We start from the raw sequence: 14,050 nt of genomic DNA, 5'->3' as shown, positions 1-14,050 counted from the left end.
ACTACGAACCTCGCCTCAGGTTTCACGAGGATTGCATTTTCGATTTCCCCCGCCCTTAACCGGCAGGATTCAGGCGGCGTGGTCATAACGATACGGGAATTGAAGAGCAAGAGTCGGAGTGCATCGCATTAGCCGCGTGCTTACACTCAGTTATCGTTCGATGAATCGCCTTACGGAGAATGCTCATGAATACGGTCGCGAAGGACCCGCACTCGCAATTGCCGGCGTTGGAACTTGAGCTGGGGTTCGAGCTCGAACCGAAACACACGGGAGCGCGGGAGTCCGCCACTGGCTCGCTTACGCAGCGCGTCAACGCGATCGACTGGTTCGATGTCGAAGAGGAATTGAATGGCTACGGCTGCGCGATGCTACGCAATCTGCTCGGTGCGCAGGAATGCGATGCGCTGAGCGCACTCTACCCGCGCGACGACCTGTATCGCAGCCGTGTCGTGATGGCGCGGCATGGCTTCGGCCGTGGTGAATACAAATACTTTGCGTATCCGCTGCCGCATCGGGTGGCGCAGTTGCGCGCCGCGCTCTACCCGCGCCTCGCGCCGGTCGCGAATCGTTGGAACGAGGTAATGAATATCGATGTGCGCTATCCAGCCGCGCACGACGAGTTCATCGCGCGTTGCCACGCCGCCGGCCAGATGCGTCCGACGCCCCTGATCCTTCAATACGCCACCGACGACTACAACTGCCTGCATCAGGATCTTTACGGCGAGCATGTCTTCCCGCTTCAGATCGCGATTCTGCTGTCCGAGCCTGGCAAGGATTTCACGGGTGGTGAGTTCGTGATGACGGAGCAGCGTCCGCGGATGCAGTCGCGCACGGAAGTCGTGCCGCTCTGCAAAGGTGACGCGGTGGTGTTTGCGGTTCATCACCGGCCGGTGCAGGGCACGCGTGGCGTGTACCGCGTGAATCTGCGGCACGGCGTGAGCCGGTTGCGCTCGGGTCATCGGCATACGCTTGGGGTGATTTTTCATGACGCGACGTGATCCTAAACCGGGCGGCGCTCCTGGCCATCAAGCACCGCACGCCTTCCTGGCGATGTGAGGCCTACCCTGATCGCCAGCGCTGCATAGCGAATGACATTGTTGCGTGAGTACATAGTGGTGCCCCGGACGACTGGTATTTAAGATAATCCGGGGTCGGCGCCGATAGATATAATCCGCCGTTCCACCAATCCCACAACCAGCCTTCATGCGAGTCGCTGTCATTAGCGCCTACTATAAAGAGCCGCGCCACGTCTTACGAAAATGTCACGAAAGCGTTCTTGCGCAAGCAGGCAACGTGACTCACTTTATGGTCGCCGATGGGTTCCCTGACTCCGAAGTCGATAGCTGGCCAGCTGTGGTCCACATCAAGATCCCCAATCACGCCGACTACGGTGACACGCCTCGCGGTGTAGGTGCCGCTTGCGCGGCCGCGAATGGATTTGATGCGATCTGTTTTCTTGACGCCGACAATTGGTATGAGCCAAATCATGTCGAAACGATGCGCACGATCGTCGAGGAAACCGGTGCGCAAGTCGTCACGGCGACACGAACGATATTCACCGCCGACGGCCGGATGCTCGGCATCTGCAAAGAATCGAACAGCGTCGATTTCAACGACACCAACTGTTATTTCCTTACGCGCTCCGCCTTTCCCGCCTGCGCCGCGTGGCTATTCAAGGACGCGCGCGAAAGCATCAGCGGCGATAGGGTATTCTGGAACGCCGTGCAAGCCGGTGGCTACACGCGGTTCCACTCAATCGAGCCAACCGTCAACTATGTGAGCACGCTTGCATTTCACTACGAAATGTTCGGAGAAATACCGCCCGACGACTCAAAGGTCATTGCAAAACTGAAGGGTAGCCGGCATTTCCAGATGTTTAGTTACGCGCAATTTAAGACGATGCGCCAAGCGCCCGGTCGGTAATGGCGGTCGTATACACAAAATAGTGCTAGCACTCTGGGTACTGCGGCAGGACGTTTCGCCTCGGCGATAGGGCGCGATACGCTATTGCCGGAACGAACTGTCTGATATCGCAGTTGCGCGCGTGCGTAGTAAGAGCATCGGCTCATCTGTGGTGCCGCGCCGAGAGTAAGGATGATCAGTGAGAAACAGCCGCCCCGATTTCACCGACTGTTTCTGAATGACCGCGACGGCGCGCGCAGCTCCGTCGGACGATCGTGAAAGGGGACAGTTGCATCTTCGCCTTCGAGTATCAGCGGCGCCGCTTCCGCCGCCTCGGGGGCATGACCAAACGTTGATCGTAAGGCGCTTACCCCCAATTTGTTACTCTTCTGACGGTCTGTCGATTGGATGCTGCGTAAGAGTGAGGTATTTTTTGACGTCAGGCCTGCCCGCTGCAATCAGATTCAGCATAGCGACCCCAAGCTGCCGGGCCAATTCGTCGTCAAACCTGAACTCCTCGTCATCCAAAAAAAATGGCACTTCCATTTTTCCGGCGACGAGTGGAGCCACTAAGCTGGAATCCACTGCTTGTATCGTCAATTGCCGAGGATCATCGGTATAGGTCAGGACTACGGTATACGGCGGATGATTAACCATTAATATCCCCTGCACTGTTGATATCTGTCGAACGCGTTCTCTTTACATAGAGCGTAGTTTCGCTGGCCCCTCGGTTTGGCTGCCAGGATGCAAAAATCCAGGTCGACCTCATACTTTGCATGACATGCAGCCTCATGGCCTTCACGCCCACCGCACTTTACCATTCCCCCGTCACCGCTCGCTGCTCCAAAAAGAGCGCTATAAAGCATTGATCTCTTCGCAGAACTGGTCAGATCCGGCACAAGAGTAGGATAAGGAATCTGCGACTGATCGCTCAGCATCAGTTCCGTTGTCTCGCCCCACTTCGGAAGCGTTTCGCTCAATTCGCTACCGAAAAGCTTCCCCGTGAACTTCGCTTTCCACGCCACATAACATTCAACGCACATATCTGGAACGAAGGCTCTGGCATCAGCCTTGATTCCCGTGAGCATAGGGGGTGGTGCAACAGGATCATTGCCCAACTCCCAGTTGGTCAGCCACACGCCTAGCTCAGCGTCGCTGATCGGCTGCGACCACGCTCCATTCGTTGAGACCTTCGCTGAATGTGACGACACCGCGCCATTCGCAGCATACTCATAGTCGACTGCCAGTACGCGGGACAGGCCGCCGTTTACCAAACTTGCCGGTTCGTTGTACTGAAACGACTTTACGCGGCCACGCTCGTCGTAAGCAATGCTTGCCTGACCGCTGTTACCTGCTATTTGTGTCGCACGGTTCGCGGCGTTACGCTCAAGCGTTCGCATCGTCCAACCCGAAACGGCATCCTTCGTCGTCGCGATGTTGCCCTTTTCATCGTAAGCATAGGTCCAGTCCTCAAGCTTCTGGCCGTCCTGGATGACCGTCGCGGACAGGAGACGGCCTGCTCCATCGTAGCTAGCGCCCACCGTCATCTTGCTGCCAGTCGCGGCCGCCAGCATCCCCTGTTCGCCCGTAAGGTCAGTCGTTTGGACCTCTGCGTAGCCCGTGGCATTGCCTTGCGCGTCATAGACAAACGCACGGATTTTGCCCGGGGTCGCAACTAGATGCGGACGCAACGAACTAGCGTCGGCATACTCGACCGTCGTTACGGTCCTGTTTTCAGCAATCGTTGCAATTGCCTTCGTTGGCCGGTTGACGCTGTCCCACGTGTACTGGACACCTCCGTCGGGCGTCTGCCTCTGCTTCAGATTCCCTGCCGTATCCCACGCTCTCGATACCGCGCCATCTGGCGTAGCAATAGTTCGAGGGCGCAACGTGTCTCCGACATCGAACGAATACGTCGTGGTGCCGGACATGTCGCTGAGCGTCGTCGTCCCTGAAAGATAGCTGAGCGACACATTCCGTGTCGTGTCGGGATGGGTGACCGAGATTGCACGTCCGCTGGAATCGTAGCTCCACGTTGCAATCCGTGAGCCGGATTCGTCCTTAATGCCGGTCAATGCGTTTGGAAAGCGGGCGTCCTCGTACAGATACTGACGAACGTGGTCATAGGGTGCGGTTACCGAAACGAGATTGCCCTTTCCGTCGTAAGCATAGGATGTCGGCATTCCCAAAGGATCCACCAGCGTAACGATACGGCCACTGTCGTCATATTCCATACGAATTGACGTCACTGTTTCCGCTACAACGTTATCGGCCGGCCATTCGGCGATCACCGACAGCCGCTGCTTGCCGTCATACATCGCCTTCCGGATAAAGCCCGTGCGAGTCGTTTCGGAGTAAAACTTACCGTTAGCTTCCGAGTAGGCTTCCGTCGTACCAAGCCGTTCGTCCTTGAGGTAGAAGTACCCGTCGCCAGCTTTCGTCAGGGAAAGACCGGCGGTTCCTGGCACGACCCACGCTCCGTCAATCAACTTGAATATCAGAGGTCGTCCGGTACCCCGATAGGCAGCGATTTTCGGCGTGCTCGTATCGACCGCCGACAGATCAAGTCTGCGTTGCCAGTTGTTGACCCAGTAACCACCCATCGCTGTCTGCGTTTTGTCGTAGGGCTTCGAGAGATAGGTTCGCTTAAAGACAAGTGGAGATGTGTCACCACTAGCAAAATCAGTTTCGGAAACAATGACGTTACCGTTTGCTGGAAACACCGGGTCTGCCACCGGACAGGAGTCATCAGTCGGATTGTCGGTTGAATTGCACCACTGCTCGATCAGAGCAAGATTATTGATGCAGGCGTAGTTACCCATCCCGCCAGGCGTATTGCTGGTAACGTCAATCTTGCAGGTTGGCGAACCTTGAGTGGCTCCGGATTTGGCGTAAAGCGTGAAGCAGTCGTCCGCGCCTGCTCCGAGCGCGACCGGGAGCAGCATGAACGCAGCCAGTAAACGGAACGCTGTGGCTGCCCTTCCTCTGTGAAATTTGTTGTTTTTCATAGTTATCCTTATTAGTTGTACCTGCTTGAAACCCAAGTACCCTATAAGGAGCCTTCAGGCCCTGGCTATCCGACAATTCCTAAATTTGTATTTTCTTTATGTCGGCTCAAACGCTACCGTCCAACCTCCGACGCAATTCGTAGGGCATGATGCAAAGCTCCGTCAGTCATCAACGCTTTGCAATCAGAAAAGCAGAAGGCCGAACGCCAGGTATGCATACGCGGAAATGATTGGATGCTCGCAGACAAGCCAATGCGGGCGGGAAGGAACGGCAGGAGATAGAGCGGGCCACGCAGTACGTTGCCCGAAGAGAAGACTAGTAACGCAAGAAAGCGCTACGAGACGAATCGCGACTTAAAGCACGATTCCAAAACAACAGGCCTGTGAAGAACAGGCAAAAACGGAACGACCAACCGTCCGAAGGGCGGCCTCAAAGTTATCCCCAGTTTTTGTTCGCAAGCCTGTGGATAACACCCCCACAACGATCCCAAGCCATTGATACAAATACGTTCCTAGGCCCTGCGCGCTGACAGGCGAAAGGCGAACCCCCTCACCCGGCCACGATCTCAAACCACGCCCCATGCGTACGATCACGATCGAGCACCCGTGACTCAGCCCGACCGTCAGCCCGCAGCGCAACTCCCAACACCCCTTCCCCACGCGTGGCGAGTTGCCGGCGCAGCGCAGCGCCTTCCGCGGTGACGCTCGCGGCATCGACATGCACGGGGCTCAACAGCACGACGGACACATCGCCGATCGACACCGTCGCCGACACCGCCCCCAGTCCCGGCAACGCGACCGGCCGTGCCTCAGCCGCCCCAAGACCAAGCAAGGCCCGATACCGCTGCACGCTCACCTTCAAATCCTCCACCACGACAGTCAAACTCGCGACGCCTCGCACGCCGTTCGCATGTTCACGCACGGCGCCCTCCGCCACACGCAGATCACGCGGCGTGATATCCCCGCACAGGAATGGCAAGTCGCTGGTCTGCGGCCGGCCGGTTTGCCACTCGAGCCGCGCGCCATCCGGACGCACGCGCCCACCGGCCTGCGGACCGTCGTATTGCAACCCGCGTCCATGCGCGGCGTCGATCACGGCGCCCACGCTCGACGGCAACAGGGCGTAATCGACAAAGCCATCGCCGTGACGCTGCCCCACGTCCCACCAGCGGCGCTGCGGCGCCGCCTGCAAGAAAGCGATCAGTTCGATGTAGCTACCGTCGGCGAAACCGATCAGCGCGTTGTGCGTCACGCCATCGGCATGGGTGCCGCCTTGTTGCACGGTGAAACCAAGCGCGGTGAAATCTTCTATGGTTTGCGTCAGGTCGTGGACGCGAATCACGATGTGATCGAGTAAAAGGCTCATGGCGAAAGCGGTCTGAATGGCGTGAATGATCGGATGGTTCGACGGACGTTGGGACGCCTACTTCTGCGCAACCGTTGCGTTGCCCTCAAGCAAGGCCCACTTGTCGTTCTTCACCACCACGTTGATGTTTTTCACGCCGATTACACGGCGCGTCGCCGGATCGAAATTGGCCTTGCCGAACACGACGCTCGGAATGTCGTGCAGCTTCGGCAACGCATCGCGCACGGCTTTGCGCTCAGGGCCACCGGCGCGCAACGCGTAGGCCGCGATGATGACGGCGTCGTACGCGTAAGCGTTGAACGCGTCCGGCTCGCAGTGGTACTTCGCTTCAAAACGTTTGACGAAGCTCTGCACCTCCGGTCCGGATTCGCCGGGGAAAAAGCTGGTGTTCGTCGCCACGCCATTGACGGCCGCTCCGCCGAGTTCGAGGAATTTCGGCGAATACACGGAGCTGGCCGCGGCGATCGGCAGGTTGATGCCGCTCGTCCGCGCCTGGCGGGCGATCTGTGCGCCGTCGGAGTAGTACGAAATCAGCACGATGCCATCCGGGTTCGCCGCGCTCACCCGTACCAGTGTCGCGCGGAAATCCTTCTCGGTCGGCTGATAGCCTTCGGCCGCGACGACCTGCGCACCGCGTTCGTCGGCGGCTTTGACAAAGACGTCTTTGCTGGTGCGTCCCCAGTCGGTGTTCAGATAGAGCACGGCGATACGCTTGAGGCCGAGCGTTTTGACGGCGAGATCGGCAAGCAACGGCTGGGCATCGGCCTGGCTGACCGAGGGGCTCCAGATGTAGTCGCCACCCTTGGTGAAGTCCGGATGAGAATTGGTGAAGCCGAGTTGCACGAGGCCGGCGTGCTGGTAAATCGGCGAGGCGGCCATCGAGGCCGGACTGGAAAAGTCGCCGAGTTCGATCAGGATGCGCGGGTCGTTGACGAATTTCTGCGCGATCGTGATGGATTGGCGCGGGTCGCTCTGGCTGTCTTCGAAGACATAGTTCAGCGGGCGGCCATTGATGCCGCCGTGGCCGTTGATTTCATCCAGGGCGAGATCGAAGCCGGCCTTCCATTGCGCGCCGTACTGCGCGTTCTGGCCGGTTAGCGGGCCACTTACGCCTATCAGAATCGGCTCGCCTGAAGGCGGTGCGGCCACGGCTGTCGTTGTCGCCGTTATTGCCGATGCGGCGAGCAGCAGAAGTGCCGTGAACTGGGTGGCCCATGATGGGCGCGGGCTTGACGTATTCGACATGGCTCCAGGCTCGGTTTGCGTGAGATTGGAGTGAGTGTCGGATGTGCCCCGGCTTCGGGCAACCAAGCGATTCGCATATCGTTATGCTGCGGGAGAACTTGTCCACAGAAAATGTTCGCAAGCCTGTGGATAACATTCTGGCAAGCGCGCCAAGTACTTGATGTATTTGGCTTCTCTTACGCTGCACGTCGGCGGGACCGCTAACGCGGTCCCGCCCAAGGCGTCAATAAGTAGGCGGCTTCGCCGCGGCTAACGCGGTCCCGCCTGGGGCGTCAATAAGTAAGCGGCTTCGCCGCGGCTGACGCGGTCCCGCCGTCATACATCAAAGGTAAGCGGACTTCGCCACGCCGCGGTTCGCGGGGCCCAGCAGTTTGCTTCGCTCAACCAGGGCGCCAAACAGCAGCCCAATGGTCGTCCACATGATCACCTGCATGCCGATTGCCGCGACGCGGAATTTCCACAGCAGCACGGCCGGGAAGGCAGCCGGCACTTCGTTGATCACCGGCATCGACAACTGCACGGCAGCAATGATCACGACGAACACCACGCCGGCCACGATCGAGCCATTCCACGCACCGAGCTTCAGCGCCGCGCGGCGCCGTACCTTCAGCGAGAACACCAAAGCAGCCAGCGAGATCGCGATCATCAGGAAGAACAAGCCGGTTCGCATCCCGATCGTCTCGGGGTCGCCCACTGACGGCGGATTTGCGGGGTACTTGATATTCGGAACGATCACCAGCGCGATAAACGCGCCAAGCGCAAGCCATGCGGACAACGCGCGCGCACTCAATGCACCGACGCGGCCGTACGCAAAGGCGAACACCAGCGAGAACAGCCCGCCAAACGCGGCGCCATAGGTCACCACCCCCGTCAACAGTCCCAGGCCCGCTTGCGTTTCGCGGCTCACCAGCTCGGGTTCGGGCGCTTCGCCTTTGGCGGCATCGGCCTTTTCCTCGAAGGAAATCGCCTGGTCGACCTGCGGTTCGCCCACCAGTCTGGCGAAGCCGAACGTGAGCAATCCGGCGGCGATGCCTGCAAGCATCCCGCGCACCAATAATTTACCAACCATGTTCGACTCCGTTAGTGGCAGGGAAAGCCGAGCAGATGGCGGCCGTCGTGTACGAACTCATGCACGTACATGCCTGGCACCAGCGAGGTGGCGCCTTCTTCCGCACCAACGAAATAAATCGCGAGCAACAGCAGCAAGCCGCCGAACACGACCCAAGGCAGCAGTTCACGCAGCGGAATCGGCGTGGGTTGCGCAACGGGTTGCGTCGCGGAATCAAAAACAGCGTTGGACATAGTGGACATCTCCTGGGGGTTACGCGCCCCGATAGTCGATTGAAGAGGAATGAAGCGAAGCTCGGGTCTGGCTTTCGGCTCGTGATGCCGATTACAGTGGCGCGACCGCGCCGGGTTCTCACCGGCTTCCGTGCTTCGCAGTGCCGCTATTCTACGCGTTAAACTTTGCCGCCCGGTAATGCGCAGCCTGCATCGCATGCGTTCCGCGTTGACCTGGTCTCTATGGAAATGAACCGAATGGACATACGGCTGTTACTGATCAGCCACGCGTCGACCGCGGCAATGCGCGCGGCCCGCTTTCCCGCCGACGATCCGCTCGATGCACGCGGCCTCGCCGAGGCAAGCACCGCGCGTGCGCGTCTGTCGATTCAGGACGACGTCGTGGTCTTCGTCAGCCCCGCCGTTTGTGCGCGCGATACGGCATCGGCCTTGGGTCTCGCCGCAACGGTCCACGATGGACTGACCGATCTGGATTACGGACGCTGGCATGGCCGCCGCCTCGCCGATCTCGCCGTCGAAGCGCCGCAAGACCTCGCCGCATGGACGCACGATCCCGACGCCGCTGCACACGGCGGCGAATCATTCAGTCAACTCGTGAAGCGGATAGGACGGTGGCTCGATACGCTCGACGATGAGTTGAGCAAGAGCATGATCCATGCAAAAGACAGTGCGTCAGGCGATGGAGCGGATGGCGCAAACAATCACGCGCCCAGCAGCGCAAGGACACGCAGCGCGCCGCACCATACGCAAAATGTCATCGCCGTCACGCATGCGCCGGTGATCCGGGCCGCCATTGTTCATGTGCTCGGCGCATCGCCGGCAAGTTTTCCGCGCATTGAGATCGCACCGCTTTCGATGGTCGAGTTGCGACACTCGCGACGTGGCTGGACCTGGTGGCCGGCGTCACAGTAACAGCGGCGGTCGCGCGAGAAAAACCGCGTTGACACGCGTGTACCCGCTCACTTGCCGGAGACGAGCAGCCTCAGCTTGTTCGAACCGGCCCGCGTCAACGTGATATCGGTCCGCCTCGCACGCGTGCCAAGATAAAAGTGCTGGCGTCCTGGCGAATTCTGGTCATGCGTCGCGTCCGGCAAACACGATGCGATATCGGCGGCAACGGCCTGCAACGCGTCCGCGGCGGAACCGGCGTCCTGGTGCGGCGTCCACGTGCATTGATAGCTGCCATGGCTCGCCGAACATAGCGCGTCGTCGCCGTAAGGTTGTGCAACACCTTTGCCGTCGTCCGGCGTCAACGAGGCCAAACCTCCCGGCGCCGCCGCGACGATCCGTTTGAGCGACGCACACGGGCTAGGCGCATCGTCGGCATTCGCGCTGCACGGCAGCAAGGCGCTCAGCGAAAGAGCGGCGATCACAACGGCCAGGGTTCGGGTTTTGTTCATGTCGGCGCAGTCCTTCGAAAGGTGGCCATATCGTGGCAGCACGATTCGTGCCCATGACGCTTCGAAACACATGTACGCCGCACGTCCCGGACCGCGCCTCGTAATGAATCTCGCAGCTCATCCTGGATGCGAATGTCGAACCACACCGGAAGGTTTCAGGAAGCAGCGCCGAACAACGCGGCCAGCCCATGCGGCGACGCAAAAATTCCCTTGGCATCGTGCCCGATGCCGTCGATCACAAACGTCCGATGCTTCGCCGCCTCGGGGTGCCGCAACGCCATATAGCGCGCGTAAGTTAGTCCGCGCGCCAGCCGATTTTCGCCTTGCGTCTGCGCGGCGCATGAACGATCGAGTGCCGGATGCCGCGGATCGCAATCCGCGCCGCCGAGCAGCACGGTGACATCGCGGCGCACATATAACGATTCGAGCGCATCAGCAAAACCAGGACCTCCGCCATTCGAAGCATAAGCAGGCAAATCATCGAGCCCATACTTCCAGCGATTGAAAGACGGACACGCCACCGGATCGAACGCCACGAATTCGCCGGATGCGGTCGGCCGCATCGCATCGAAGTACACATACGACGAAGGATTCGCAACCACATAGCGCACTGCGATTCCACACCCCACGAGCGGCGCCTCACCTCGCGTCACCACGGCATAACGCTGCACCACCTGACCACCGCCCGAATGCCCGGCGATCACCACTTCAGTCAACCCGGCAAACTGCTCGCGCGACGCCAGCGTCTGCAGAATGGTATCGAGGACATCGAAGGAACTGATCGGCGCCGGACCTTCGGCGTTTTCACCGCCCATCCAGCTAGTCCATTCCCAATGCAACGTAGACGCCGGCAACGCATGCGCGCCGACGTCCGCACTCGCCAGAAACTGAGGCACGATCAAGAGCGTCTCGGCGGCATCGCCACCGGCCAGCGCGCAAGCACGCTGTGCGAGATCGAAGTACGCGTCCGCATTGCGCAAGCGTCCGTGAATCAGAATCACCGCGCGCCTGACGCCGGGCAGCGGCACAAGCCAGTTGCCGTTTGCGAACACCGGCACGGTGCCGTTGCCCGCTCGCGTCTCAACACGCAGATGCTGATGGGCGACAACCGCAACCGGATGTTCATTCGGCGCGCGTTCGTCATCTGTGATCAAAGGCTGGGTCATGCAATAAGCTCAGGTCAATCCAATAAATCTGGCGAGTGACGGCTAACGCCGAGCGGCGAACTTCGCGGCTGCACCGCGTGGCTCACGTCCCGAGCGCGTGAAATACACCATCGCCAACGATACGAAACCGGCAAAAATCAGATAGAAAGCCGGCGTCAGACTGCTGCCGGTCAGATGCGTCAAACCGGTAATGGTGAGCGGCGCCATGCCGCCGAACAGCGTCACCGCAATGTTGTACGACAGCGCCACGCCCGCCGAACGGCTGCGCACCGGGAACAAGGTCGCCAGCATGCCCGGGTGCGAACCGGACATGGCGGCGAGGAATACCGTGGCAACCATCTGCGCGATGAACAGATGCCCCGGCGTCGGATTCGTCACGACGAAATGATAGAGCGGATACACGCACACCATCCACGCGATCACGATTGGATAGAACAGACGGTATGCGCCATAGCGATCGGCAAGCTTGCCGGACAACGGAAACAGGAACAGATTCAACACGCCGGAAACGAACGCGCCGAGCAGCGCCGTGGACAAGGGCAAATGCAGTTGCCGTTCGACATAAACCGACAGATAGGAATGCCATACATAATTTGTCGCCGCGCCGATAATGATCACACCCATCGCGCAGATCGCCGCGTCGCCATTGTCGCGAAAGAACTGGCGCACGGTCACGCGCGGCGGCTTGTCCTGCTGATCGAGCAGGCGCTCGAACTCCGGCGACTCCGCCACACGATGCCGGATGTAGAAACCAAACGGTCCGGCCAGCGCGCCAAACAGAAACGGCAGGCGCCAGCCCCACGCCACCAGTTGCTCATGCGTGAGTTGCGTGGTGAGCAGATAGCCGACACCCGATGAAAGCAGCAACGCAAACGCCTGCGCCGACATGTTGAAGCTGCCGTAAAACATCTTCTTATGCGGCGGCGCGTACTCGACGAGCATCGCCGAGGCCGTCGCGAACTGGCCGCCTACCGAGAGGCCCTGCAACAGCCGCGCGAACACCACCAGCAAAGGCGCCGCGATACCGATGCTGGCATAACCCGGCGTGAGACCCATCAACAGCGTGCTTGCCGCCATCGAGATGATCAGCAGCGAAAGCGCCTTGCGCCGCCCCGCCCGGTCCGCGTAAATGCCGAGCAGAATGCCGCCGATCGGCCGCACGATAAAACCGACGGCGAACGTGGCGAGCGTCAGCATGATCGACACGAAGCCGCTGCCGCCAGGAAAGAAGACCTGCGCGATGATCTTGGCGAAGTAGCCATAGATCAGAAAATCGAACCACTCGAGCCCGTTGCCGAGCACCGAGGCGAAGATCGCGCGTCGCACCATCGAAGGGCTCAGATCGTTCGATGCTTCCGTGACGGACAGTGCACCGTCATGCCGATTCAAGCTCGCCTCGTTCATTGCTCGCATCCCTTAGTGTCGAACATCGCCGACAATGCGCAAACCGACGTCAGCATGCGTGCGCCGTCGTGACCGACGCCCGGCACGATATGCAGGCTCTGTTTCAAACCTTCCGGATGACGCGCCTGGATGTACCGGTAATACGCTTCTGCGCGCGCGAAGCGCTGCGGACCTTGCGCTTCTGCAGCGCAGCTCCTGTCAAGCGCGCTTTGCTGCGGATCGTTGTCCGCGCCGCCGACCAGGTAGTCGATCCGGCGCGACACATAAGCCGCTTCGAGTTGCGCGGGTGAGCGGTCGTTGAGATACGGCGGCCGATTGTCCATGCCATATTTCCACTGATTGAAGTCGGTGCATTGCGCGGCATCGAACGGCGCCGCGACACCTTGCGCGTTCGGCCGTTGCGCATCGAAATAGGCATACGTGGATGGGTTCGCCACCACGTAGCGCACGTCGATGCCTTCACGGGTCAGCACGTCGATGTTACGCGCCGCCACAGCATAGCGCTGCACGACCTGGCCGCCGCCGGAATGCCCTGCGACCACCACGTGCTGCAGATTCGGAAACAGCTTGCGATCCGCGAGACGCGTGACAATCGCGTCCAGCACCGCGTACGAACTGATGGGCAACGGCCCCCGAGCCGCTTCTCCGCCCATCCACGCATCGCCCTTCCAGCGCAGCAGATCGGCCGGCTCGTCATGCACGCGCAGGTCGAGCGTGGCGAGGAATTGCGGCGCGACGAGGAGCGTGCTGTCGGGGTCGGCGTGCGCGGCCTCGCGTGCATTCCGCGCGGTGCGGAAATACACGTCCGCGTTGCGCAATTTACCGTGGACCACGATCACTGCGCGCGTGACCTGCGGTTGCGCAACCGTCCAATCCTTCGACAGATACAGCGGAAACTCAGCTTGCCCCTGCGGCGTGTCGATCGTGAACCGGGTATCCGAGATCGTCGCGACAGGTTTTAGATTCGCCGCCCATACCGGTTGTGCCGGCAAGGCCAGCATGGCGGCGCCAGCTGCCACGCACTCCAGCGCCATGCGTCGAGAAAGATTGAATGTCATCCAGCTTGCTCCTGATCACTTTACTGTGCACCGTCTTGAACGCGGCACATCGTCAAATCCGTCGTTGAAAGGCTCAAACACTCAAAACCGATATTGTCGACGCGATGGATGAAATCGTAGGAGCGGATATGGTAAATGTAAAATACCTGTTTCAGGCACTATCCATATCCATAAAATATGGCAATGAGCCGAACGCTGA

At 59.9% G+C, this 14,050-nt stretch carries 13 protein-coding genes and 1 riboswitch; of the genes, 3 read left to right on the top strand and 10 right to left on the bottom strand.

Translation table 11 applies throughout. The annotated features are described in order from the left end of the window. The first annotated feature begins 185 nt into the window (after positions 1–185). On the top strand, positions 186–998 hold the full coding sequence (locus BCY88_RS36905) for a 2OG-Fe(II) oxygenase (RefSeq protein ID WP_120348996.1): 813 nt from the start codon (positions 186–188) through the stop codon (positions 996–998). A gap of 205 nt (positions 999–1,203) precedes the next feature. Further along, positions 1,204–1,923 carry a glycosyltransferase family 2 protein gene (locus tag BCY88_RS36900; RefSeq protein WP_120348995.1) on the top strand — a complete coding sequence of 240 codons (720 nt, stop codon included), beginning with the start codon at positions 1,204–1,206 and terminating at the stop codon, positions 1,921–1,923. A gap of 360 nt (positions 1,924–2,283) precedes the next feature. Here the strand turns inward: BCY88_RS36900 and BCY88_RS36895 are convergent, their stop codons facing one another. The 6 genes from BCY88_RS36895 to BCY88_RS36870 all read right to left on the bottom strand — a co-directional run bounded on the left by BCY88_RS36895 (position 2,284) and on the right by BCY88_RS36870 (position 8,823). Next, complete coding sequence (locus tag BCY88_RS36895) at positions 2,284–2,559, bottom strand: hypothetical protein (protein ID WP_120348994.1); 276 nt, start codon at positions 2,557–2,559, stop codon at positions 2,284–2,286. Next, complete coding sequence (locus BCY88_RS36890; protein WP_120348993.1) at positions 2,559–4,910, bottom strand: DUF6531 domain-containing protein; 2,352 nt, start codon at positions 4,908–4,910, stop codon at positions 2,559–2,561. The genes BCY88_RS36895 and BCY88_RS36890 overlap by 1 nt, the downstream gene beginning before the upstream one ends. 550 nt (positions 4,911–5,460) lie before the next feature. Beyond that, positions 5,461–6,276 (bottom strand): VOC family protein, encoded by an 816-nt coding sequence (locus tag BCY88_RS36885; RefSeq protein ID WP_120348992.1) that lies wholly within the window; start codon positions 6,274–6,276, stop codon positions 5,461–5,463. A 57-nt stretch (positions 6,277–6,333) separates the two neighbouring features. Beyond that, positions 6,334–7,521 (bottom strand): ABC transporter substrate-binding protein, encoded by a 1,188-nt coding sequence (locus tag BCY88_RS36880; protein ID WP_120348991.1) that lies wholly within the window; start codon positions 7,519–7,521, stop codon positions 6,334–6,336. 322 nt (positions 7,522–7,843) lie between these two features. Next, entirely contained in the window at positions 7,844–8,590 is a 747-nt protein-coding gene (locus BCY88_RS36875; protein ID WP_120348990.1) for a CbtA family protein, read from the bottom strand. 11 nt (positions 8,591–8,601) lie between these two features. Further along, on the bottom strand, positions 8,602–8,823 hold the full coding sequence (locus tag BCY88_RS36870) for a CbtB domain-containing protein (RefSeq protein ID WP_120348989.1): 222 nt from the start codon (positions 8,821–8,823) through the stop codon (positions 8,602–8,604). A gap of 54 nt (positions 8,824–8,877) precedes the next feature. Then, positions 8,878–8,962: riboswitch (adenosylcobalamin (AdoCbl) riboswitch) on the bottom strand. Between the two features lie 98 nt (positions 8,963–9,060). Here BCY88_RS36870 and BCY88_RS36865 point away from each other — a divergent pair. Continuing rightward, positions 9,061–9,735, top strand: coding sequence for a histidine phosphatase family protein (locus BCY88_RS36865; RefSeq protein WP_120348988.1), 675 nt, complete (start codon positions 9,061–9,063; stop codon positions 9,733–9,735). A 47-nt stretch (positions 9,736–9,782) separates the two neighbouring features. Here BCY88_RS36865 and BCY88_RS36860 read toward each other — a convergent pair whose 3' ends face one another. The 4 genes from BCY88_RS36860 to BCY88_RS36845 all read right to left on the bottom strand — a co-directional run bounded on the left by BCY88_RS36860 (position 9,783) and on the right by BCY88_RS36845 (position 13,851). Then, a complete protein-coding gene (locus BCY88_RS36860) occupies positions 9,783–10,223 on the bottom strand; it encodes a hypothetical protein (RefSeq protein WP_120349025.1) in 441 nt (146 codons plus the stop codon). A gap of 155 nt (positions 10,224–10,378) precedes the next feature. Continuing rightward, positions 10,379–11,389 (bottom strand): alpha/beta hydrolase, encoded by a 1,011-nt coding sequence (locus BCY88_RS36855; protein ID WP_120348987.1) that lies wholly within the window; start codon positions 11,387–11,389, stop codon positions 10,379–10,381. A gap of 42 nt (positions 11,390–11,431) precedes the next feature. Beyond that, a complete protein-coding gene (locus BCY88_RS36850) occupies positions 11,432–12,793 on the bottom strand; it encodes an MFS transporter (protein WP_120348986.1) in 1,362 nt (453 codons plus the stop codon). Further along, a complete protein-coding gene (locus BCY88_RS36845; RefSeq protein ID WP_120348985.1) occupies positions 12,790–13,851 on the bottom strand; it encodes an alpha/beta hydrolase in 1,062 nt (353 codons plus the stop codon). Before BCY88_RS36845 ends, BCY88_RS36850 begins: the two co-directional genes overlap by 4 nt. Positions 13,852–14,050: the final 199 nt, after the last annotated feature.

The organism is Paraburkholderia fungorum (assembly GCF_003610895.1).
Lineage (GTDB): Bacteria > Pseudomonadota > Gammaproteobacteria > Burkholderiales > Burkholderiaceae > Paraburkholderia > Paraburkholderia fungorum_B.
This window is presented reverse-complemented; position numbering and strand designations above follow the sequence as displayed.

Coding starts and splice junctions, on each gene's coding strand:
- BCY88_RS36880 (WP_120348991.1), bottom strand. CDS start 7,521: ATGTCGAATACGTCAAGCCCGCGCCCATCATGGGCCACCCAGTTCACG.
- BCY88_RS36890 (WP_120348993.1), bottom strand. CDS start 4,910: ATGAAAAACAACAAATTTCACAGAGGAAGGGCAGCCACAGCGTTCCGT.
- BCY88_RS36905 (WP_120348996.1), top strand. CDS start 186: ATGAATACGGTCGCGAAGGACCCGCACTCGCAATTGCCGGCGTTGGAA.
- BCY88_RS36855 (WP_120348987.1), bottom strand. CDS start 11,389: ATGACCCAGCCTTTGATCACAGATGACGAACGCGCGCCGAATGAACAT.
- BCY88_RS36865 (WP_120348988.1), top strand. CDS start 9,061: ATGGACATACGGCTGTTACTGATCAGCCACGCGTCGACCGCGGCAATG.
- BCY88_RS36870 (WP_120348989.1), bottom strand. CDS start 8,823: ATGTCCAACGCTGTTTTTGATTCCGCGACGCAACCCGTTGCGCAACCC.
- BCY88_RS36895 (WP_120348994.1), bottom strand. CDS start 2,559: ATGGTTAATCATCCGCCGTATACCGTAGTCCTGACCTATACCGATGAT.
- BCY88_RS36900 (WP_120348995.1), top strand. CDS start 1,204: ATGCGAGTCGCTGTCATTAGCGCCTACTATAAAGAGCCGCGCCACGTC.
- BCY88_RS36885 (WP_120348992.1), bottom strand. CDS start 6,276: ATGAGCCTTTTACTCGATCACATCGTGATTCGCGTCCACGACCTGACG.
- BCY88_RS36860 (WP_120349025.1), bottom strand. CDS start 10,223: ATGAACAAAACCCGAACCCTGGCCGTTGTGATCGCCGCTCTTTCGCTG.
- BCY88_RS36875 (WP_120348990.1), bottom strand. CDS start 8,590: ATGGTTGGTAAATTATTGGTGCGCGGGATGCTTGCAGGCATCGCCGCC.
- BCY88_RS36850 (WP_120348986.1), bottom strand. CDS start 12,793: ATGAACGAGGCGAGCTTGAATCGGCATGACGGTGCACTGTCCGTCACG.
- BCY88_RS36845 (WP_120348985.1), bottom strand. CDS start 13,851: ATGACATTCAATCTTTCTCGACGCATGGCGCTGGAGTGCGTGGCAGCT.